Raw genomic sequence first — 19,753 nt, forward strand, 5'->3', positions numbered from 1 at the left:
AGGAAGACACATGACCACGACGGACCACGGCGAAGGCCTGCCTGTCGTTCCACATTGGATCAACGGTGCGCCGTGGGCGGGTGCCGGTGGGCGGACCGGAGATGTGTACGACCCCGCGCTGGGCACCGTCACCAAGCACGTCGCATTCGCCGAGGACACGGACGTCGAGACCGCGGTGCTGGCCGCCCGGAACGCGTTCGCGGGGTGGCGGGCGTTGTCGCTCGCCCGGCGTCAGGCCATCATGTTCCGGTTCCGTGACCTGTTGGACGAGCGCAAGGACGAACTCGCGGAGATCATCACCGCGGAGCACGGGAAGGTCCTTTCGGACGCACTGGGTGAGATCACCCGCGGCCAGGAGGTCGTGGAGTTCGCCACGGGGCTCGCACACCACCTCAAAGGCGAGTTCTCGGAGCAGGTGTCGACCGGTGTCGACGTGCACTCAATTCGCCAGCCACTCGGGGTCGTCGCGGTCGTCTCACCGTTCAACTTCCCCGCAATGGTCCCGATGTGGTTCTTCCCGGTGGCCATCGCCGCGGGGAACACCGTCGTCCTGAAGCCGAGTGAGAAGGACCCGTCGGCGGCCGTGTGGATCGCAGGGCTGTTCAAGGAGGCCGGCCTGCCGGACGGTGTGTTCAACGTCCTGCAGGGGGACAAGGTGGCGGTCGACGGCCTGCTGACCCACCCTGACGTCTGCTCGGTCTCGTTCGTCGGGTCCACCCCTATCGCCCGGTACGTCTACGAGACCGGTGCGCGCCACGGCAAGCGAGTCCAGGCGCTGGGCGGCGCGAAGAACCACATGCTGGTGCTGCCCGACGCCGATCTCGACCTGGCGGCCGACTCCGCCATCAACGCCGGATTCGGCTCCGCGGGCGAACGCTGCATGGCCATCTCCGTGATCGTCGCCGTCGAGCCGGTCGCCGACGAACTCATCGCGAGAATCACGTCGCGGATGGCGGCGCTTCGCGTGGGGGACGGCCGGCGCTCGTGTGACATGGGCCCGCTGGTGACCCGCGAGCACCGCGACCGGGTCGCGTCGTACGTCGATGTCGCGATCGAGGACGGCGCGGAGGTGGTCGTGGACGGCCGCAAGATCGAGGTGGACGGTGACGGTGACGGTTTCTGGTTCGGCCCCACACTCATCGATCGCGTCCCCACCACGTCGAGGGTCTATACCGACGAGATCTTCGGCCCGATTCTGTCCTTGGTGCGGGTTTCGGCGTTCGACGACGCGATCCGGCTGGTCAACTCCGGCCCGTATGGCAATGGCACGGCCATCTTCACCAACGACGGACGCGCCGCACGCCGATTCCAGAACGAGGTCGCGGTGGGCATGATCGGCGTCAACGTGCCCATTCCGGTGCCCGTCGCGACCTTCTCCTTCGGCGGCTGGCGGCAGAGCCTTTTCGGGGACACCAGGGCCCATGGCGCGGACGGCGTGCGGTTCTTCACCCAGCAGAAGGTGGTCACCTCCCGCTGGCCCGAGCCGCATCAGGGGGAGCTCAACCTCGGATTCCCGCGCAACGAATAGGCTTCCCGCTGAGGGCCACGGATGGCCGCGTGACAGAAGTGGCCCGGAAATTCGCCAAAGGGGCCGTACTCTTGCGTCACCGCCGTCCGTGGCCGCCTGCGGTCGCGCTATGCGCCGTATCCGCCGTCGATCCTCAGCACGGCGCCGGTGACGTAGGAGGCCTGCGGGCTGGCGAGGAAGACGACGCCTGCGGCGATTTCTTCCGGCCTGCCGTACCGCCCCAACGCCGTTGTCGGAAGGAACATGGATGCGGCCGGGCTGTCGGCGGGGTTCATCTCGGTGTCGATGAACCCGGACTGGATGACGTTGACCGTGATGCCCCGGTGGGCCAGATCGCGGGCCGCGCCCCGGCTATAGCCTTCGAGGGCCGACTTGGTGCCCGCGTAGTCGGTCATCCCGGAGAAACCCACCCGCGTTCCCACACCCGAGCTGATACTGATGATCCGCCCGCCGTCGGGCAGCAGCGGGAACGCCGCCCGGATCGCGGCCACCACACTGGTGTAGTTGACGGCGAGCTGGCGGTCCAAAGCGGACTCGTCGGCGAGCTCGCTGTCGATCGGGGCAGCGACGGTCACGCCCGCATTGTTCACCAGAATATCCAGCTTTCCGAACTCCTGGACCACGCTGTGGATCAGGCCCGCCGCCTGCGTCGCATCCGCCTGATCCGCCTGGAAGGCCGCCGCGCGCACCCCCCTCGCCTCCAGGTCGGCGACCACGGTCTTGGCCCGATCCGGCGAGGACGAGTAGCTGATCGCGACATCGGCTCCCTCGTCAGCCAGCGCCAGCGCCGACGCCGCCCCGATGCCCCGCGATCCGCCGGTCACGATCGCGACCTTGTTGTCCAGCTTTCCCATGTGTGCTTCCCACTTCCCTAGGTGCGACGCGCGGTGGAATTCTTGACCGCTCGGTCCACCATAAGCATGGTGGACCGAGCGGTCAAGAATCTCTATCCTGGTGCACATGGCACGTCCGCGATCGTTCGACGAGAAGCAGGTGCTCAACGCCGTCCGTGATCAGTTCTGGGACGCCGGCTACGCCGCGACTTCGCTGGAAGACCTGATGCGGGTCAGCGGGCTGGGCAAAGGCAGCCTCTATGCGGCGTTCGGCGACAAGCGTCAGCTCTTCCTGCGGGCGTTGCGCGGCTACACCGAGGACAGCCATGGTGCTCTTCGGGAAGCCCTCGCCGAGGCACCACGGGCCGTGGACGCGCTACGCATGCTCCTCGAGGCACCGATCGACGACCCGACCGACGCTGGCACACGGCGTGGCTGCCTGATGGCCAACAGCACCTGCGAGCTCGGTAGTGCCGATCCGGAGGTTCTCGCCCACGCCCACCGCACCTACGAGACGTCCACCGCGCTGATCGGTGACTGCGTCGCCCGCGCCCAGCGCGAGGGCGACCTGCCGGCCGACACGGATCCGATCGCGCTGGCGCGGGCTCTCCTGGCCGCGCAACAAGGGATCGTGTTCATGAGCCGGACCGGATTGGACACGGCCACACTCACCGCCACAGCCCGATCGCTCGCGGCTCAACTCCTGCCGGACCACTGAATGCCGGGCGAGCTAGAAGTCCGAATCGGAACGGTGTCGTTGGTGGAGCACGTCGAGGGCGTGCTGGTATTCCCCGGCGTCGATTTCCCCGCGGGCGAATCGGTCGGCGAGTAGCTGCTCGGGAGTCGGGCGTGCCTCGACGCTGTTCTGCGGTCGGCGGCCGAGGTAGCGGACCAGCGCGACGGCTCCGGCGATGATCACTGCCCAGAACACGATGGTACTGACGGTCATGAGTGCGTAGCCCCAGCCGCTCATTCCGTTGCCGTACCAGTACATCATGACGAATTCTCCTGACGCTCCTGGGAAAGGATGTCACTGAGCCTGGTGCTCCTGGCTGCTCATGGTGATGGGACAAGGTCGCCAAGGGCGGAGCACAAAGTCCTGAGCAGGCGGGGTCAGATCCCGTCAGGAGCCTGCGATTGGGGTCGGCGTGACCGGACGGGGCTCCGGTGTCGAAACAACTGTGGACGCCGCGGGTAGGCGGAGGCGTTTGAGGGCGAGTGCGTTGAGCGCGACGATCAGGCTGGAGCCGGACATCGACAGGGCGGCGATCTCGGGGCGGAGCATCAGCCCGAAGGCGGGGACGAAGACACCGGCCGCGATGGGGAGGGCGACGGCGTTGTAGCCGATGGCCCAGCCCAGGTTCTGCCGCATTTTGCGCAGGGTCCCTCGGCCGATGCGCAGGGCCGTGGGGACGTCGAGGGGGTCGGAGCGCATGAGGACGACGTCGGCGGTTTCGATGGCGACGTCGGTGCCGGCGCCGATCGCGATGCCGAGATCGGCCTGGGCGAGCGCGGGGGCGTCATTGACGCCGTCGCCGACCATCGCGACCGTGCGGCCCGTCTGCTGGAGTTCGGCGATCTTTGCGGCCTTGTCGCCAGGGAGCACCTCGGCGATGACCGTGTCGATGCCGAGCTGGTGGGCGATGCGGTCGGCGGTGGCCTGGTTGTCGCCGGTGAGCATGACGACCTCGACACCGAGGTCGTGCAGCGCGGCGACCGCGGCGGGGGAGGTGTCGCGGGGCGCGTCGGCGATCCCGATCACGGCCGCGGCGGTGCCGTCGACGGCGGCCAGTACGGCGGTGCGGCCCGTCGCCGCGAGTTCGTCCCGGCGGGCGGCCAGCGGCCCCAGGTCGATGCCTTCCCGATCGAGCAGGCGCCGATTGCCGACCACCACCCGGTGCCCGCCGACCTGGCCGATGGCGCCGTGACCGGGCACGTTCTCGAAGCGCTCGACCCGGGCGCCGGCGAGGCCGCGCGCGTCGGCGTGCCGGACGATCGCTTCGGCCAGTGGGTGTTCGGACTCGCGTTCCACCGCCGCGACCAGCCGGAGCTGGTCGGAGTCGGCGGTGATCACGTCGGTGACCTCGGGTTCGCCCTTGGTCAGGGTGCCGGTCTTGTCCATCACGACGACCTGGATGTGGGCGGAGGTTTCCAGCGCCATGGCGTTCTTGAACAGCACACCCCGCTTGGCGCCGAGCCCGGTACCAACCATGATCGCCGTCGGGGTCGCGAGCCCGAGCGCGTCGGGGCAGGTGATGACGACGACGGTGATGGCGAACAAGATCGCGGTGGCGAAAGTGCTCCCTGTGGCCAGCCACACCGCCAGCGTCGCGGCACCGCCGAGGAGCGCGACCAGCACGAGCCAGAACGCGGCCCGGTCGGCCAGCCGCTGCCCGGGTGCCTTGGAGTTCTGGGCTTCCTGCACCAGTTTCACGATCTGTGCCAGCGCTGTGTCGGAACCGACCTTCGTCGCGCGGACCCGCAGTGTGCCGTTGGCGTTGATGGTCGCGCCGATCACCTGCGCGCCGGGAGCCTTGTGCACCGGCAGGCTTTCGCCGGTGACCATCGACTCGTCGACCTCGCTCTCGCCGTCCTCGACCACACCGTCGACGGCGATCTTGGCGCCCGGCCGCACCAGCAGCAGGTCACCTTGCGCGACCTCGGCGGTGGGGACCTCGACCTCCTCGCCGTCGCGCAGCACGACGGCCTTGGGCGGGGCGAGATCGAGCAGGGCGCGGATCGCGTCGTTCGCGCCGCCGCGGGCGCGCATCTCGAACCAATGCCCGAGCAGCACGAACGCGGCGAGCACGGTGGCGGCCTCGTAGAACACGTCACCGCCACCGGTGAGCGTGATCACCAGCGAATACAGCCACCCGGCACCGACCGCGACCGCGACCAGCACCATCATGTCCAGCGTCCGGGCCCGCAGCGCGCGGACGGCGCCGTCGAAGAAGATCCAGCACGAATAGAAGATCACCGGCAGGCTCAGCACCAGCGACCACACGTCCGGCCGCGAGCCGAACGGCACCGGCAGGTTCAGCCCGAACACGTCGGTCCCGATCGGGGACCACAGCAGGATGGGGATCGAGAACACCAGCGCCACCAGGAACCGGTTGCGTATGTCGGCGACCATGGCCGCCATCGACATCCCCGCGTGCCCGCCGTGCCCCATCGCCTCCTGCGGCGAGCGGACCGTCTCGCCGGGTTCGGCCAGCGGATCGCAGATGTGGTGCGGCACCGATTGGCCGGCGCAGTGGTAGCCGCACTCGATGACCCACTGCCGCAGCTGTGACACCGACGTGCGCGCCGGGTCGAACGTCACCGTCGCCGTCTGGGCAACCGGATTCGTCTCGACCCCCAGGACGCCCGCCTGGCGCCGCAGCCGGGCATTGACCACGTTCTGCTCCGACATCCGCAGCAGCCCGCCGACGTCGAGGATCACGGTCGTGTGAGCGGCGGCGCTGGTGTGATCAGGCATCGCGTCCGCCTTCCTGGGCCATTGCTGTGATCACGGGGCCGATCTGCCGGGGGTCCGCGCGGCGATGAGGTAGGCAGTGCCCAGTATGCGACCCACGCCACGCCGGCGCACTGTCGAATCCGGATCGTCCCGCCGGCGGCGCAGCCTGTCGAGCGGTGGCACCAGGTAGGTGACGTCGTAGAAGACCAGGTCCTCGACCAGCAGACCGGCACCGCTGAGCTTGTGGCGCAGGCGTCGCGCCGGGAGAGCGCGGATCCCGGTGCGCCGTGCGCCGTGCCGGTGCTGCGGCGGCACGCCCAGCGCCGCTTCGACCCGCCCGAGCACGCGGCGCGCGGGCCAGTACAGGCCCCATTCGACCAGCCGGTACGGGCTCAGCGGATTGAGCATCGTCACCACCGCTACGCCGCCGGGGCGCAGCACCCGGGTGATTTCCGGCAATGCGCGGTCCACATTGACGTACTCCAGTACGCCGGTCGCGAGCACGACATCGAAGCAGGCATCGGGAAACGGCATCTTCTCGACGCTGCCGAGCGACACCCGCACATCCTCCCGGTGCCCGACCTTCGCCGTCACCGCATCGATCATCGCGACGGACTGATCGCACGCGGTGATGGAAAACGCGTCGGGTCGCGTCCGCACCAGGTGCTCGACCAGCATGCCGGGCCCGCACCCCACGTCCAGCAGTTCGCCGCCCGGGCAGCCCGCCAGCACGCTGTCCACCGCATGAAACCGGGACCGGTAGTACCGCGCGGGCGTGCCGCCGCCGCTGTGCGCCGCCGCGTACTCGGACACTTCGGGTGAGCCGGCGAATTGCGCCGTGACGGCGTCGGCCCGGCTTGGTGTTTTCGTGTGGGTGCGCGACATCGGCGCCTCCTGCGGTCCATTTCGCCACCTACTACCCGTCGTAAGACGAAGCCGGATAGTAGATCGTTACCGCAGGTGTCCCGTACCTACTATTCGCGTTAGAAGTTCCTTTTTGTTCAGGGACAAGCGACGATCACCGCGGCGACGGCGGAGGTGGCCGCGACGGTGACGGGGAGGAGTGCCGCGGCGAGTCCTGCCGCGCCACATCCGATGAGCCGGCGCACACGGCCCGGTGGCCGGGTGCCGCGATCCAGGCGGGCGAGGCGCGGTGGAACGGCGTCACGGGCTATGGCCAGGGCGGTTCCGGGCGCGCCACGCTCGGACATGCACAGCAGCGCGGCCCGAACGGCGGCGTGGCCGTGTGCGCGGGTGGCGGTCACGTCGGCGGCGATCTCGACCAGCTCGCGGAGCGCCACGGGAGCCTGCTGGAACACGGGTAGCACGGGGAACGCCGCGCGCAGGGCGTCGGCGGCGGCGAGCAGTTGGTGGTGCCGTCCCGTGAGGTGGGCGCGTTCGTGGGTGAGCACGGCGGCCACGCTCTCGCCGGAGAGGTGCCGGTGCAGTCCCTCGGTCGCGACGATGACGCCGCGACGGCCGCCGATGCTGAACGCCAGCGGGCGCTCGTGTGCCACCCACAACGTCGCGGGCGACCCGCCATCGGAGCGTCCCGCCAGGCGCAGCGTGGCCAGGTGATCCTGGCGCGTCCTCGCCCGGCGCCGGATGCCACGGACGGCGACGACGGCCAGCCGGACGGCGAGCGTGACAACCGCGAGCACGCCCACCAGGCCACCGAACTCCTCGGTCTCGGGGGAGGCCCCGTGCTGGATGGTGCTCCAGCAGTGGTGCACCGAGACCAGCAGCACGCCGACGTCACCGTGGCTGGGCAGCAGGAGCAGCACCACGCCGGTCACGACGGCGATGAGGACGCCGAACATCGACAGCAACCACGCCACGATGAGGACGGCGGGATCATGCCGCCGCAGGTCGGCGACCGACAGCCGCCGCGGAACCGCCCACGCCGCGGCAAGCGCGCCGAGGAGCAGGGCGAACGCGGCGATCATCTCCGGCGCGCTTTCCGGCGCAGGCCCTTGCGGAGCGCCTCGGACTCTTCCGCAGACGTGGATTGGGCGAAATGCAGCAACACGGCTTCGGGATCGGTGGAGGACTCCAGAATGTCGCGCAGGGCGCGGGCCGCGGCTTCCTCATGGCCGATGGCGGCCTGGTAGATGAAGGCTTTGCCGGTCAGTTCGCGTTCGACCCAGCCCTTGCGGTGCAGGTTGTTCAGCACCGTCAGCACGGTCGTGTACGCCAGCTGCCGTGGGGTGCTCATCCGCTCGAGCACCCCACGGACCTTCAGCGGCTCCGCCGAATTCCACAGCACGGCCATCACCGCGGATTCCAGGTCACCGAGACCGAACACCCCAGCTCCTTGCTCCCCGCGATCGCCGTCAGCAGAACATCGCGACACAGGGCCGCGGCGTTTCACATCGTGGTGAGCAGTTGCCGCATCTCGGTGATCTCGGCGGTCTGGCCGTCGATGATCCGCTGGGCCAGTGCCTTCGCATCGGTGCTGGAGCCTTGCGCCAGCTCGGTCCTGGCCATCTCGATGGCACCCTGGTGATGCTGGACCATCAGCTGCAGGAACAGCGTGTCGAACGCGAGGCCGCCGGCCTGCCGCAGTTTCTCCATGTCGGTGTCGGTCATCATGCCGGTCATCGAGCCGTGGTTCATGCCCGGCATGGCGCTCTCGCCCCATTGTGCGAGCCAGGTTTGCATCTGCTGGATCTCCGGGTCCTGCGCGCTCTGGATCCGGCCGGCCAGGTCCTTGACCTTGGCGTTGGTGCTGCGCGACGCGGCGAGCCCGGCCATTTCGATGGCCTGCTGGTGGTGCGGGATCATCGCCTGCGCGAAGGTGACGTCGGCGGTGTTGTGGGCCGACGCGGGCGCGGGGCTGCTGCTCATCATGCCCATGCCGTTGTGCGAGGAGTCGCCGGTGCCGCACCCCGCGAGGATGAGGCCGATGGACATGGCGATACCCAGAATTGTCTTGTTCACGATGTTTCCTTCGATGTCGTGTGTGGTTGTGAGCAAGGCGAAACGGCACCCGGAGGCGCCGCGCACCACGTCACAGCCGCAACACGCACATCGAAGTGAGCAGGGACCGGCCACCCGGACCGGCCCGGTGGTCAGGCGCGCGGGCGCGTGCCCGGACGCGTGGCGCGCGATGCCCGGCCGCGAGCAGGGCGACGCCCAGGAGCAGCAGAAGAAGCAGGAGCGCGCCGAAGGTGAGCTGTCCGAGCACGGCGAGGCATTGGTGCAGCATCGCGGCCATGTCGTGATCGTCCGTCTGTGGCGCTGCGGACAATGTCGGTGCCGGCTCGGCGGTCATCGCGGACATGGTGCCGTGAGTCATGGAATCGCGCTCGGCCGGCGCGTGGTGCATCGCGATCAGGCCCAGCGCGAGGACTGTGAGCAGCAGCCAGTGCGTCACCTGGTGGCGGGTGGCGCTGCTCATGGTCATACGGTAACCGGCGCCGCGGTGAAACGGCGGTGCGGTTTCAGGCCGTCAGCGCGTCGAGGGCGGCCTGGATGCGGCGGGTGGCTTCGTCGGCGATCGGTTGCAGGTCATCGACCTCGGGCACGGCGACCATGATCTGCGGATCCAGTGCCTGCACCAGGGTGCGCCCGCCGCCGGCGTCGCGGACGACGACGTTGCACGGCAGCAATAAGCCGATCTCGCGCTGCACATCCAGCGCCCGGTGGGCGAGTTGGGGGTTGCAGGCGCCCAGGATGACGTAGGGCTCGATGTCCTGCCCGAGCTTGGCTTTGAGGGTGGCCCGGACGTCGATCTCGGTCAGCGTGCCGAAGCCCTGCTCCAGCAGCGCCTGTTTGACCTTCGGCACCGCCTGCTCGTAGGGATCCTTCAGCGTGATCGTGCGGGCATAGTCCATAGTGGCCGCTCCTTGAGATGCGTCGTGTAAAGGCTAGTGCGGACCGGCCCTATCGGCCGAGGATGCGTGGACCGTCAGGCGGGGGAGTCGGCGGTGTCGGCGGTGTCGAGGGCGTCGGCGAACTCGCAGAAGGCGTCGTAGGCGCGGGCGCCGTGGATCGTGGCGGGGCCGCCGTGCATGAGGAAGGCGACGCCGATGGCCTCGGCGGCTTCCTGGCGGGTGGCGCCGGCGCGCGCGGCGGCCTGGCCGTGTGAGGCGATGCAGCCGTCACAGCCTTCGACGACGCCGATGGCGAGGGCGATGAGTTCCTTGGTCCGGCGCGGGAGTTCACCGTCGGCGAAGGCGGCGTTCGAGAGCTCACCGAAGCCGCGGTACACGTCCGGGATGGCTTGCCGCAGTTGGCGATGCAGCGGTGCGAGTTCGTGAAGGACTGTCTTGCCGTGGTCGGAGGCCTGTGCGGTCGCGGTCATCGTTTCGTCCCTTGAGGTCTGACGGATATCCCCCCGGGGGGATCTGAGTCCACCGTACCAGATCCCCCCGGGGGGATATGATGATCGTGCTCGGCGAAGGGATCGCCGGCGAACAGGAGGAAGCAGATGCGGCTCGAACCGGACGACGTCAAGACGGTCATCACGCGGCTGAAGAGGGCCAACGGCCACCTCGCGTCGGTGATCCGGATGCTCGAAGCTGGTGCCGAGTGCGAGGAGGCCCTCACCCAGCTGGCCGCTGTCAACAAGGCCATCGGCCGTGGCGCCTACGCCCTCGTCGCCACCGGGCTCCAGCAATGCCTGGAGGAAGGCGGACCGGACAGCGTGGATGTCAAGAAGCTCGAAAAGGTGTTCCTCGCACTGGCCTGACATTCCGCGGGCATCGGGGGGTAGATCCATCAAGCTGTATTGATGTACTGTCGGGCGGTGGCATCGACCGTGACGTCCGAGCCGCCGCCCTTCGTACGGCTGGCGGGTGATCCGCTGCGCTGGCGCTTGTTACGCGAGTTGGTGGGCGGCGATCGGCGTGTCCGTGAGTTGGTCGAGGCGGTCGGACAGCCGCAGAGTCTGGTCTCCTACCACCTGGGGCGGCTGCGTGCCGCCGGATTGGTCACGGGACGGCGCAGCAGTTTCGACGGGCGCGACACCTATTACCACCTCGATCTCGACCGCTGCGCGCAAGCCCTGACGGACACGGGTACCGCGCTGCATCCCGGCTTGCGGCTCGAACCCGCCGCGCCGCCGTCTCCGGTGGCGCGCTGGCGGGTGTTGTTTCTGTGCACGGGAAACAGTGGCCGGTCGCCGATGGCCGAGGCTTTGCTGCGGCACCGGACCGGCGACCGCGTCGAGGTGGCGAGTGCGGGCAGCCAGCCGAAACCGTTACACCCCAACGCGGTGCGGGTGATGTCCGAATACGGCATCACCCTGAGCCATGATCCGACCAATGTGGACACTCTGCGGCGACGGCGGTTCCATGTGGTGGTCAGTCTCTGCGACCGGGTGCGCGAAGTCTGCCCGGAATTCCCCAGCCACCCCAGGCTGATCCACTGGAGCATGCCCGATCCCGCCGCGCAGGACGGCGGTGCCGTCTCGGCCTACCGCCACACGGCGGCGGAACTGGACGGCCGGATTCGTTACCTGACAGCGAGTCTCACCGAGGCGCCCGCATTCGAGAAGACGGGGTGATGTGAATTGACAGCCGACCTGGCGGAGTTGGTCAGTGTGCGGTACCTGGTCGACGATGTCGGCGCCGCGATCGACTTCTACACCCGGCAGCTGGGGTTCGCCGTGCGGATGAGCGCCGCACCGGCGTTCGCCGACGTGACCCGCGGTCACCTGAGGCTGCTGCTGTCCGGCCCGGCGAGTTCCGCCGGGCGGGCAATGCCCGATGGCACCAAGCCAGGGCCCGGCGGCTGGAACCGTATCCACCTGATCGTCGGCGACATCGCCGCCGAAGTGACCCGGCTGCGCGCGGCCGGGGTGCCCTTTCGTAGCGACATCGTGACCGGTCCGGGTGGTCAGCAGATCGTGCTCGACGATCCCTCCGGTAACCCGGTGGAACTGTTCCAGCCCGCGGGCCGATGACGCCGGAGTCCATTTCGGACACGGCGCGGCCGGGTCTCGGGACGGTGGTGCTGGAGTGGGGCCGGATCGGGTGTATCGGCTTCGGCGGGCCGCCCACGCACATCGCGTTGTTGCGCCAGTTGTGCGTGCGGCGGCGGAAATGGTTGGCGGAGCGGGAGTTCGAGGACGCCATCGCCGCCTGCAACCTGCTGCCCGGTCCGGCGTCCACGCAGTTGGCGATCTTCTGCGCGTGGCAGGTGCGCGGCCGCATTGGGGCGCTGGTGGGCGGGGTCGCGTTCATCGTGCCCGGCCTGATCGTGATCCTGGCGCTGTCCGCGCTGTTCCTGACCGGCACCCCGCCGGCCTGGGTGCGGGGCGCGGGTGCCGGGGCGGGGGCCGCCGTCGCCGCGGTCGCGGTGCACGCCGGCGCCGGCCTGGTCCCGGCGAGCTGGCGGCAGAGCGCGCGTCGGGTGCGCTGGATCGCGTATCTGGTCGCGGGGATCGCCGCCGCGGCGCTGCTCGGGCCGTGGCTGGTGCTGGTGCTGCTCGCGTGCGGCGCGATCGAACTGGTCGTGCGCCGCGCCGGGCGGCCGGGCGCGGCGTTCGGTGTGGCGCCGGTGATGGTCCCGGGCAAGACGCTCGCCGTCGGAGCGCTGGGGGCCGGGGTGCTGGCGTCGGTGGCGTGGGTGGCGATCAAGGTCGGTGCGCTGTCCTACGGCGGCGGGTTCGTGATCATCCCGCTGATGCGCGCCGACGCGGTGGACCACTACCACTGGATGACCGGCGGGCAGTTCCTCAATGCCGTCGCGCTGGGCCAGATCACCCCCGGCCCAGTGGTCCAGACCGTTGCCGTGGTCGGGTATGCCGCCGCCGGGCTGGCCGGCGGGGTGCTGGCGTCGGTGATCGCGTTCAGCCCGTCGTTCGCGTTCGTCCTGCTGGGCGCCCGGCATTTCGACCGGCTGCGCGGTAACCCGAACGTCCGGGCGTTCCTCGACGGTGCCGGGCCGGCCGCGATCGGCGCGATCTTCGGATCGGCCGTCCCGCTGGCGTTGACGCTGACCCAGCCCTGGCAGTTCGCAGTCCTCGGCGGCGCGCTCGTGGTGCTACTGGCCCTGCGCCGGGGCGTGGTGCTCACACTACTGGCCGCCGCCGCGGCCGGGACCGGGCTCGCACTGGCCGGGGTGGCGATCCCGCAGTAATCGTGGCCGGCAACTGAGGAGATCCGTGCCGAGCACGAACCGGTCCGGGTGCTGACGTCCGTCCATTCCGGACAAGGGCCGCCGTTGCCGGAGAGGACGAGGTCGAGCAGTCGCTAAAGATGTCTACCTGCGACTGCGGGTGTTTGCCGAGCAGGTCTTCGACGACGTCGTGCTGCCGACCGGGCTTGACCCGGCGGGAGACGCCGGCGTGGCACCAGATGACGGTGGTGTGTGGGTGTCGGGCCAGCATCCGGTCGAGCCGGCGTGACGCACTGCGACGGGACAACACTGGTCGGCGGCGAAGGCGAGCTGGACGTGATCCACGGCGACCTGGCCGGCGGGATCGAAATCGCACAACTTCGCCGCGAACCGAAGTCCACCACGTGCACATGGGCGTTGCGGTTCAGGATGCGGCGGGGGCGAGTACGCGCCGCGCCGGTGTGTTTCTGGACAGTGGTTGCAGGGGGAGTTCGGGTGTGGCCGACATCGCTTCGAGGTGGTGCAACAGGATTCCCTCACGCAGGGCCCATGGGCAGATCTCGACGGACTTCAGGTCGAGCGCGGACATCGTCACCTCGGCGACCAGCGCGCCGGCCACGACCTGTCTGGCGCGGGGGCCGGAAACGCCCTTGAGCTTGGCGCGTTTCTTGGTGCCGGTGGCGGCGAGCCGGGGAATCTGGCCGCGCAGGTCGGCCAGGGACAGTTCCCGTCGCGCGAACGGGCCTTTTCGCTGGGGCGGCGCGCCGGTGATCCTGGCCAGCTGCTTGAACGTCTTCGAGGTGGCCACCACTCGTCGTGGCGTGCCTTCCCAGCGTAGCCGGTCGAGCACCTCGGACAGGGTGTCGCGGACGTGCCGGCGCAAGACTTTCATCTCGCGGCGGCCGGGCGGATCGGTGGTCAGCAGTTCCCGGGTCAGCCGGCCCGCGCCCAGCGGCAGCGAGACGGCGAGTTCCGGTTCCACGTCGCGGCCGAGTACGAGTTCCATGGAGCCGCCGCCGATGTCGATGAGCAGCAGGTGGCCCGAAGACCAGCCGTACCAACGATGTGCGGCGAAGTAGGTCAGGCGCGCTTCCTGTTCCCCGGACAGGTGCTGTGGCCGGATCCCTGACTCGGCTTCGATCAGGTCGATGACCTCGGCACGGTTGGCGGCGTCCCGGATCGCCGCCGTGACGAACGGGTACAACTGTTCCACTCCGAGCCGGGTGGCCGCTTCGACCGAGCGCCGGACCGCCGCCGCGGCGCGTTGTGCACCACGCTCGCTGAGGGTCCCGTCGGGCTCCAGTTCCTCACCGAGCCGGGTGGGCTCCTTCACCGCGTGCGCCGGCAGGGGAGGAGCCCCGGCGGCGACGTCGATGACCTGAAGCTGGGCAGAGTTGGACCCGATGTCCAGTGCGGCTATACGCATGGAGAGTCGAGTACCCCTGTTGCCGACCTCTGACACGTGGCGGCGCATCGCGGAAAGGCTGGCGGTGGCAGGTGCGGATGGGGTGACTCCCGGAAGTGGGAGATGTCATACGGCATCCAGGTAACCGATGGAGTCGGGGAGCTCCGGCTCGGTCCCCACCGTGCCCGACCTCGCTTCGCCGGTCGGCAAGTGGCGGAGCGGGCGTCGTGGTGTTCCTGCTGTGGGACGTGCTGGCCCACGCCTGGGAGCCGATCGATTCGGCGTTGAGCCACGACCAGGGCGGCGAGGCGCTTGGCAACGGGGTTGTCCTTGCGATCACTGTCGGGGTGGGACTGCTCGGACTGGTCCACTTCGACCGGGCGGCCGCAGGACGCGAACGGCGAGCGTCCGGGCCCGACGCCACCGTCACCCTCGCCGGCGCCTGAGCCGGCGTCCTCGGGTTCGATCGGACGACTGGTCCAGAGTGGACGATGCTGCGGTCGAGGCGACGTGCCAACAGATCCGGCGGTCGAGTCGGCGCATGGTGAGGCCCGCGCCGTATCGGAATGCGCACCGATCCGGTTATCCTGCTGCCGTGAAGTTGAGTGATGACGAAGAGCGGAAACTGGCCGGGCTGGAGCGTGCGCTGAGCGCAGCCGACCCGGTGCTCGACCGTCGCCTCAGCGGGATGCGACAGGCGGGGCCGGCCTCACTGCACGTGGTGCTGGCGCTGACCGCGGCGGTGGCGGTGGGTGTTTCACTGGTCGCCTTCGGCGACCTGCGCGGGATGACCGCATGCCTGATCGCTGGGCTGGTGCTCACCGCCGTCCTGCCCGTGGTGGCCATCGTGTGGTGGGCGCGGCGGTACTACTGCCGCTACTGCGCGGGAAAATGGCCGGCTCTGGGAAGCGATTGCCCGCGTTGTGAACGTCCGATTCGTACCGGTTGACCGACCGGCCAATTGCTTGGCATGTGAACATCTGCTCCCGGTACTAGCCTGAAATCTGCCCACACCTGATGAGTGTGTCCGGTAAAACGCCGGTCAGCCTGGTGAAAGGAGTGGCTGATGGTACATACAGAAACAGGAGCCTCCGTTGTAACTCCTGACACGCGGCAGACAGAACCCGCCCCGAACATCGCTGATCCGGCGCCGCTCGGCCTGGCCGGATTCGCGATGACGACCTTCGTACTCAGCGTTTTCAACGCCAAGCTCGTCACCAATGTGACTCTGGAAGCCGTCGTGCTCCCGCTCGCACTGTTCTACGGCGGAATCGCCCAATTGCTGGCAGGTATGTGGGAATTCCGCAAGGGCAACACCTTCGGGGCCCTCGCCTTCAGTTCGTTCGGCGCGTTCTGGCTGTCATATGCGGCATATGTGAAGTTTGTTGTGCCCGCGCTCGGCGGCGGCGCGGCTACCGCGACCGGTTTGTACCTGCTGGCCTGGACGATTTTCACCGCGTACATGACGATCGCGGCCGCCCGGGTGAATGGCGCCGTGCTGGGCGTATTCGTGTTCCTGACGCTCACCTTCCTGTTCCTGACGATCGGGGCTTACTCCGGCCAGGCGATGATGGACAAGGTGGGTGGCTGGCTCGGCCTGGTCACCGCGGTGGCCGCGTGGTATGCCTCTTTTGCCGGCGTCACGAATTTCACGTGGAAACGGACTGTTCTTCCGGTCTTCCCGCTTTCGTCAGCACCGCATCACTGACATATCACTGAACCTGACCGGGCAGGCCGCATAACCGCGGTCTGCCCGTGTTGCTTTTGCCGGAAAGAGGGATTGTTATGACCGTCGAGCGAGAGATTCCGTTGTCCGAGGCGGAGATTGCGGTGCATTGGCGTGAAGAAGGCTATTTCTCGCCGCCGCCGAAGTTCATCGGGCAGGCCAACGCATCCGATCCGTCCATTGTGGATCGATATGCGGAGGACAGGTTCCCGGACTGTTTCACCGAGTACGCCGAGCTGCTCAGCTGGGACTCCTACTGGCACACGGTCCTGGACACGAGCGACCCGCCGTTCTGGAAGTGGTTCACCGGCGGCAGGCTCAACGCCTCCTACAACTGCGTGGACCGGCACCTGGCCAAGGACCGCAACAAGGCCGCGTTGATCTGGGTTGCCGAGCCGGAGAACGAGCCGGACGCGGTCATCACCTATCAGGAGCTGTACCGGCGAGTCAACGAGTTCGCCGCGCTGCTACGGGACTACTGTGGCGTGCGTACCGGCGACCGGGTCACTTTCCACCTGCCGATGGTGCCCGAACTGCCGGTCGCCATGCTCGCGTGTGCCCGGCTCGGTGCGATCCATTCGGAGGTGTTCGGCGGGTTCTCCGGTACCGCCTGCGGTGGCCGGATGGCCGACTCGGGCAGCCGGATTCTGGTGACCATGGATGGCTACTACCGCAACGGCCAGCTGGCCGACCACAAGGCCAAAGCCGACGAAGCCGTTGCCGAGGCGGCGAAACAGGGCCAGCAGGTCGACAAGGTCCTCGTCTTCCGCCGGCACCGGGACCGCTACAGCTCGCCCACACCGATGGTCGAGGGCCGCGACGTGTTCGTCGATGACATATTGCCCGAATTCCGCGGCCGGGTGGTCGAACCCGTCTCGATGCCGGCCGAGGCTCCGTTGTTTCTGATGTACACCAGCGGGACCACGGGGAAACCGAAGGGCTGCCAGCATTCCACGGGTGGCTACCTGGCCTATGTGGCCGGAACTTCGAAGTACTATCAGGACATTCACCCGCAGGACACCTATTGGTGCTGTGCCGACATCGGCTGGATCACCGGGCATTCCTACATCGTCTACGGCCCGCTGGCGCTGGGCACGACGACCGTCCTGTTCGAAGGCGCACCAACCCATCCCGACGCCGGTCGTTGCTGGCGGATCGCCGAACGGCTCGGCGTGACCATCTTCCACACGGCGCCGACCACGATCCGTATGCTGCGCAAGCTCGGCCCGGAGGAGCCTGCCCGCTACAACTACCACTTCAAGCACATGACCACCGTCGGCGAGCCGATCGAGCCCGAGGTGTGGCGGTGGTACCACCGCGTCGTCGGCAAGGGCGAGGCCGTGGTCGTGGATACCTGGTGGCAGACCGAGAACGGCGGTTTCCTCGGCGCCACACTGCCCGCGCTGCAGCCCATGAAACCCGGCAGTTGCGGCCCGGGCGTGCTCGGCGTCTATCCGGTGATCTACGACGAGGACGGCAATACGGTCGAACCGGGCAGTGGCCGGGCGGGCAATATGTGCATCCGCAACCCGTGGCCGGGAATCTTCCAGACCATCTGGGGCCAGCCCGAGCGATTCGTGGACACCTACTTCCGCAAGTACTGCCGTGATCCGGAAAGCAAGGACTGGCGCGACTGGCCGTACTTCGCCGGGGACGGCGCGGTGCAGGCCGAGGACGGCTACTTCCGGATCCTCGGCCGGGTCGATGACGTGATCAATGTGGCCGGGCACCGGCTGGGCACCAAGGAACTCGAGTCCGCGAGCCTCACCGTCGAGGAGATCGCCGAGGCCGCGGCCGTGCCGGTGATCGACGAAACCAGGGGCCGGGCCGTGGAGATGTACGTCTCGCTCAAACCGGGTCAGCAGCCGGGCAAGGCGGTCGCGGACAAGGTTTCCGCGGCGATCGACCGGGAAATCGGCAAGATCGCGCGGCCGAAGCACGTGTGGATCGTGTCCGACATGCCGAAGACCCGGTCCGGGAAGATCATGCGCCGCGTGATCGCCGGCATTTCCAACTTCGCCGATGTCGGTGATGTCTCGACGCTGGCGAACCCGGAGATCGTCGACGACATCCGGCACCACGTGCAGAGCCAGAAAGTCGATCTCGGCGAGGTCCCCCGCGAGCTGTCCGCGCAGGAGGCTGACGAGATCAAGGCCTTCGGCCAGGAAGGTTGACGTCACCCACCCAGGTCATGCCCAGTTCACGCTGGCCCTGCCAGAGGCTCATCGGCGACCACGGTGCCGGGAGTGCGTTCCGTGATCGGGCTTCGCGCCGTTTTGCTGGAGCAACTCTGGGGCACACCTGCGCGTGCACCAAGGGTCACCGGCAGCGAAAGGGGGTCAGGGGTTTGAGTCCCTTAACATCCCGCTCGGCCCCTTTTTGGATCATCGGAACGCTCGCCGCGGTGCCGGCCAGTTCGGTGAGCTGAATGAAGCCGCCGGCCGATTGCTGCGGCATCCGCTCGGTCAGATGCGGTACACCTGACGCGTTGGAGCTCGCCCGGTCCGGCCAGACCGGGTTGTCCCAAATCGAGTTCGGTACGCCGAGCCTGTGCCAAGCGGAACCGGCTCTCTCCGGTTGCTCACATGCCGTCTGGAGGCTTTCGGTCGGATATCGGCGCATCGCGGTAAGGCGGGCGGGGTAGGCGGGTCGGTGATCCCGTCCACGGAGCCTGCCTACCCCGCGATGCTGCCGCCGCGGGTCCGGGGACGGCGCCCGAGCGCGCCGCCGGCGGGGAACCGGTCGGCGGCCCGCCGGCCGCGTCAGCGTCGCACGGGGGAACGCGACGCGGACGGGCCGGCGGCCCGTGGACGGATCACTTGGTGGCGATCGTCTGTCCGATCAGGATCAAATTGGCGTTGGGGATGTACCGCGAGTTCAGCTGCTGCAGGTGCTGCCAGCCACCGGACACACTCAACTTCTGCGCGATGCCCGACAGGGTGTCGCCCGCGACGACGGTGTAGTCGCCGTTGGGGTTCGATCCGGTCGCAGCGGCCGGGGCCGTTTTCCTCGGCTGCGCCTTCGCTTCGTGTTTCTTGGGCTGCGCCTTCACGCCGGGCTTGCTCGGCCGGGACTTGACGGCCGGGGCCTCCGGCGCGGCGGCACCGCCGCCCTGCCCGCCGAAGAACGAGAACTGGCCGGGGCCCGAGCCGGTGCCGCATTCCCACGGCGCCGAACCCTGCTTCGCATAGATCCGGTCCGCGACGATCTGCTGCTGAGCCGCGGTGGCCCTGTCCGCGGTGGGCGCGAACTGCCCGCCGCCGTTGGCCAGCCAGGTGCCGGTCACGATCTGGAACAGACCGGCGGGCCGGCCGGCGCGCTGCCCGGCCGCGGTGTTGTTGACCGCGGCCGGGTTGCCGCCGCTTTCGCACCTGACCAGTCCGGACTGTCCGGGGAATGCGTTGGCCGTGCCGGCTCCGGCAAGGCCGATGCCGCCGAGTGTCGCGCCCGCGATGGCCGCGGTCGCACCGGTCCGCTTGAGGACCGTTTTCGTTTTACTGGGCTTGCTGTGACGTCCCACGGGGGTGGGGCTCCTTCTCACTCACACCGCGCGGTCGTCTCCATGCCTGGGGAGGCCGCGGAGCCGGAGGTTCGCGATGGCTTGCGGCCGCTGATCCTCGGGGTAGATCGCAGGTCACCGCAAAAACGCGAGAAGATTACGAAAAAGAAACTTCCGGTGTACATAGTCCGTGGGAATGGACACAGATCATCAAATCTGGTAGTGATCAAACGACGCTTC

23 protein-coding genes are annotated in these 19,753 nt (G+C 68.6%); 10 read left to right on the forward strand and 13 right to left on the reverse strand.

All coding sequences use genetic code 11. The features are described 5' to 3' along the window. Nucleotides 1-10 precede the first annotated feature (10 nt). Nucleotides 11-1,528 (forward strand): CoA-acylating methylmalonate-semialdehyde dehydrogenase, encoded by a 1,518-nt coding sequence (locus LOZ83_RS26485; protein WP_236794398.1) that lies wholly within the window; start codon nt 11-13, stop codon nt 1,526-1,528. A 107-nt stretch (nt 1,529-1,635) separates the two neighbouring features. Here the strand turns inward: LOZ83_RS26485 and LOZ83_RS26490 are convergent, their stop codons facing one another. Beyond that, on the reverse strand, nt 1,636-2,382 hold the full coding sequence (locus LOZ83_RS26490) for an SDR family NAD(P)-dependent oxidoreductase (protein WP_236794399.1): 747 nt from the start codon (nt 2,380-2,382) through the stop codon (nt 1,636-1,638). A gap of 106 nt (nt 2,383-2,488) precedes the next feature. Here LOZ83_RS26490 and LOZ83_RS26495 point away from each other — a divergent pair, with 106 nt between their 5' ends. After that, nucleotides 2,489-3,079: a TetR/AcrR family transcriptional regulator gene (locus LOZ83_RS26495; protein ID WP_236794400.1), complete on the forward strand. Its 591-nt coding sequence runs from the start codon at nt 2,489-2,491 to the stop codon at nt 3,077-3,079. Nucleotides 3,080-3,091: 12 nt separating this feature from the next. Here LOZ83_RS26495 and LOZ83_RS26500 read toward each other — a convergent pair whose 3' ends face one another. The 9 genes from LOZ83_RS26500 to LOZ83_RS26540 form a co-directional block, all read right to left on the reverse strand. Continuing rightward, nucleotides 3,092-3,358: an SHOCT domain-containing protein gene (locus LOZ83_RS26500; protein WP_236794401.1), complete on the reverse strand. Its 267-nt coding sequence runs from the start codon at nt 3,356-3,358 to the stop codon at nt 3,092-3,094. A gap of 126 nt (nt 3,359-3,484) precedes the next feature. Then, nucleotides 3,485-5,839, reverse strand: a complete 2,355-nt coding sequence (locus LOZ83_RS26505; protein ID WP_236794402.1) for a cation-translocating P-type ATPase — start codon at nt 5,837-5,839, stop codon at nt 3,485-3,487. A 30-nt stretch (nt 5,840-5,869) separates the two neighbouring features. Beyond that, the gene (locus tag LOZ83_RS26510; RefSeq protein WP_236794403.1) at nt 5,870-6,703 is read right to left on the reverse strand and encodes a class I SAM-dependent methyltransferase; all 834 of its coding nucleotides are present in this window, start codon (nt 6,701-6,703) and stop codon (nt 5,870-5,872) included. 116 nt (nt 6,704-6,819) lie between these two features. Beyond that, nucleotides 6,820-7,764, reverse strand: coding sequence for a M56 family metallopeptidase (locus LOZ83_RS26515; protein WP_236794404.1), 945 nt, complete (start codon nt 7,762-7,764; stop codon nt 6,820-6,822). Next, a complete protein-coding gene (locus LOZ83_RS26520) occupies nt 7,761-8,123 on the reverse strand; it encodes a BlaI/MecI/CopY family transcriptional regulator (RefSeq protein ID WP_236794405.1) in 363 nt (120 codons plus the stop codon). The genes LOZ83_RS26515 and LOZ83_RS26520 overlap by 4 nt, the downstream gene beginning before the upstream one ends. Before the next feature lie 62 nt (nt 8,124-8,185). After that, entirely contained in the window at nt 8,186-8,758 is a 573-nt protein-coding gene (locus LOZ83_RS26525; protein WP_236794406.1) for a DUF305 domain-containing protein, read from the reverse strand. A 70-nt stretch (nt 8,759-8,828) separates the two neighbouring features. Continuing rightward, nucleotides 8,829-9,218, reverse strand: coding sequence for a hypothetical protein (locus LOZ83_RS26530; protein ID WP_236794407.1), 390 nt, complete (start codon nt 9,216-9,218; stop codon nt 8,829-8,831). A 43-nt stretch (nt 9,219-9,261) separates the two neighbouring features. Next, nucleotides 9,262-9,654 carry a DUF302 domain-containing protein gene (locus tag LOZ83_RS26535; RefSeq protein WP_236794408.1) on the reverse strand — a complete coding sequence of 131 codons (393 nt, stop codon included), beginning with the start codon at nt 9,652-9,654 and terminating at the stop codon, nt 9,262-9,264. A 74-nt stretch (nt 9,655-9,728) separates the two neighbouring features. Next, nucleotides 9,729-10,124, reverse strand: coding sequence for a carboxymuconolactone decarboxylase family protein (locus LOZ83_RS26540; RefSeq protein ID WP_236794409.1), 396 nt, complete (start codon nt 10,122-10,124; stop codon nt 9,729-9,731). Nucleotides 10,125-10,250: 126 nt separating this feature from the next. Between LOZ83_RS26540 and LOZ83_RS26545 the strand changes: the two genes are divergently transcribed. Genes LOZ83_RS26545 through chrA form a run of 4 tightly spaced genes read left to right on the forward strand, consistent with a single transcriptional unit; the run spans nt 10,251 to nt 12,904 of the window. Further along, nucleotides 10,251-10,511, forward strand: a complete 261-nt coding sequence (locus tag LOZ83_RS26545) for a metal-sensitive transcriptional regulator (protein WP_236794410.1) — start codon at nt 10,251-10,253, stop codon at nt 10,509-10,511. A 42-nt stretch (nt 10,512-10,553) separates the two neighbouring features. Further along, nucleotides 10,554-11,327, forward strand: a complete 774-nt coding sequence (locus LOZ83_RS26550; RefSeq protein ID WP_236794411.1) for an ArsR family transcriptional regulator — start codon at nt 10,554-10,556, stop codon at nt 11,325-11,327. A gap of 6 nt (nt 11,328-11,333) precedes the next feature. After that, complete coding sequence (locus LOZ83_RS26555) at nt 11,334-11,726, forward strand: VOC family protein (protein WP_236794412.1); 393 nt, start codon at nt 11,334-11,336, stop codon at nt 11,724-11,726. Next, nucleotides 11,723-12,904, forward strand: a complete 1,182-nt coding sequence (gene chrA, locus LOZ83_RS26560) for a chromate efflux transporter (protein ID WP_236794413.1) — start codon at nt 11,723-11,725, stop codon at nt 12,902-12,904. Before LOZ83_RS26555 ends, chrA begins: the two co-directional genes overlap by 4 nt. 403 nt (nt 12,905-13,307) lie before the next feature. On the opposite strand, the gene LOZ83_RS26565 is transcribed toward chrA, so the two are convergent. Continuing rightward, on the reverse strand, nt 13,308-14,309 hold the full coding sequence (locus LOZ83_RS26565) for a hypothetical protein (protein ID WP_236794414.1): 1,002 nt from the start codon (nt 14,307-14,309) through the stop codon (nt 13,308-13,310). 206 nt (nt 14,310-14,515) lie between these two features. Between LOZ83_RS26565 and LOZ83_RS26570 the strand changes: the two genes are divergently transcribed. The 4 genes from LOZ83_RS26570 to acs all read left to right on the forward strand — a co-directional run bounded on the left by LOZ83_RS26570 (nt 14,516) and on the right by acs (nt 18,188). Further along, nucleotides 14,516-14,734, forward strand: coding sequence for a hypothetical protein (locus LOZ83_RS26570; protein ID WP_236794415.1), 219 nt, complete (start codon nt 14,516-14,518; stop codon nt 14,732-14,734). 149 nt (nt 14,735-14,883) lie between these two features. Further along, the gene (locus tag LOZ83_RS26575) at nt 14,884-15,237 is read left to right on the forward strand and encodes a DUF3040 domain-containing protein (protein ID WP_236794416.1); all 354 of its coding nucleotides are present in this window, start codon (nt 14,884-14,886) and stop codon (nt 15,235-15,237) included. Nucleotides 15,238-15,354: 117 nt separating this feature from the next. After that, entirely contained in the window at nt 15,355-15,996 is a 642-nt protein-coding gene (locus LOZ83_RS26580; protein WP_236794417.1) for an acetate uptake transporter, read from the forward strand. Between the two features lie 77 nt (nt 15,997-16,073). Continuing rightward, nucleotides 16,074-18,188 carry an acetate--CoA ligase gene (gene acs / locus LOZ83_RS26585; protein ID WP_236794418.1) on the forward strand — a complete coding sequence of 705 codons (2,115 nt, stop codon included), beginning with the start codon at nt 16,074-16,076 and terminating at the stop codon, nt 18,186-18,188. Nucleotides 18,189-18,333: 145 nt separating this feature from the next. On the opposite strand, the gene LOZ83_RS26590 is transcribed toward acs, so the two are convergent. Together LOZ83_RS26590 and LOZ83_RS26595 are read right to left on the reverse strand one after the other, a co-directional pair. Continuing rightward, nucleotides 18,334-18,636 (reverse strand): hypothetical protein, encoded by a 303-nt coding sequence (locus LOZ83_RS26590; RefSeq protein ID WP_236794419.1) that lies wholly within the window; start codon nt 18,634-18,636, stop codon nt 18,334-18,336. Nucleotides 18,637-18,829: 193 nt separating this feature from the next. Beyond that, nucleotides 18,830-19,534 (reverse strand): transglycosylase family protein, encoded by a 705-nt coding sequence (locus LOZ83_RS26595; RefSeq protein ID WP_236794420.1) that lies wholly within the window; start codon nt 19,532-19,534, stop codon nt 18,830-18,832. Nucleotides 19,535-19,753 lie beyond the last annotated feature (219 nt).

Source organism: Amycolatopsis sp. GM8 (assembly GCF_021653975.1).
Taxonomy (GTDB): domain Bacteria; phylum Actinomycetota; class Actinomycetes; order Mycobacteriales; family Pseudonocardiaceae; genus Amycolatopsis_E.

Excerpts from the sequence above, each read along its gene's own strand:
- LOZ83_RS26485 (WP_236794398.1), top strand. The coding sequence starts at position 11 with ATGACCACGACGGACCACGGCGAAGGCCTGCCTGTCGTTCCACATTGG.
- LOZ83_RS26490 (WP_236794399.1), bottom strand. The coding sequence starts at position 2,382 with ATGGGAAAGCTGGACAACAAGGTCGCGATCGTGACCGGCGGATCGCGG.
- LOZ83_RS26495 (WP_236794400.1), top strand. The coding sequence starts at position 2,489 with ATGGCACGTCCGCGATCGTTCGACGAGAAGCAGGTGCTCAACGCCGTC.
- LOZ83_RS26500 (WP_236794401.1), bottom strand. The coding sequence starts at position 3,358 with ATGATGTACTGGTACGGCAACGGAATGAGCGGCTGGGGCTACGCACTC.
- LOZ83_RS26505 (WP_236794402.1), bottom strand. The coding sequence starts at position 5,839 with ATGCCTGATCACACCAGCGCCGCCGCTCACACGACCGTGATCCTCGAC.
- LOZ83_RS26510 (WP_236794403.1), bottom strand. The coding sequence starts at position 6,703 with ATGTCGCGCACCCACACGAAAACACCAAGCCGGGCCGACGCCGTCACG.
- LOZ83_RS26515 (WP_236794404.1), bottom strand. The coding sequence starts at position 7,764 with ATGATCGCCGCGTTCGCCCTGCTCCTCGGCGCGCTTGCCGCGGCGTGG.
- LOZ83_RS26530 (WP_236794407.1), bottom strand. The coding sequence starts at position 9,218 with ATGAGCAGCGCCACCCGCCACCAGGTGACGCACTGGCTGCTGCTCACA.
- LOZ83_RS26535 (WP_236794408.1), bottom strand. The coding sequence starts at position 9,654 with ATGGACTATGCCCGCACGATCACGCTGAAGGATCCCTACGAGCAGGCG.
- LOZ83_RS26540 (WP_236794409.1), bottom strand. The coding sequence starts at position 10,124 with ATGACCGCGACCGCACAGGCCTCCGACCACGGCAAGACAGTCCTTCAC.
- LOZ83_RS26545 (WP_236794410.1), top strand. The coding sequence starts at position 10,251 with ATGCGGCTCGAACCGGACGACGTCAAGACGGTCATCACGCGGCTGAAG.
- LOZ83_RS26550 (WP_236794411.1), top strand. The coding sequence starts at position 10,554 with ATGTACTGTCGGGCGGTGGCATCGACCGTGACGTCCGAGCCGCCGCCC.
- chrA (WP_236794413.1), top strand. The coding sequence starts at position 11,723 with ATGACGCCGGAGTCCATTTCGGACACGGCGCGGCCGGGTCTCGGGACG.
- LOZ83_RS26565 (WP_236794414.1), bottom strand. The coding sequence starts at position 14,309 with ATGCGTATAGCCGCACTGGACATCGGGTCCAACTCTGCCCAGCTTCAG.
- LOZ83_RS26580 (WP_236794417.1), top strand. The coding sequence starts at position 15,355 with ATGGTACATACAGAAACAGGAGCCTCCGTTGTAACTCCTGACACGCGG.
- acs (WP_236794418.1), top strand. The coding sequence starts at position 16,074 with ATGACCGTCGAGCGAGAGATTCCGTTGTCCGAGGCGGAGATTGCGGTG.
- LOZ83_RS26590 (WP_236794419.1), bottom strand. The coding sequence starts at position 18,636 with ATGCGCCGATATCCGACCGAAAGCCTCCAGACGGCATGTGAGCAACCG.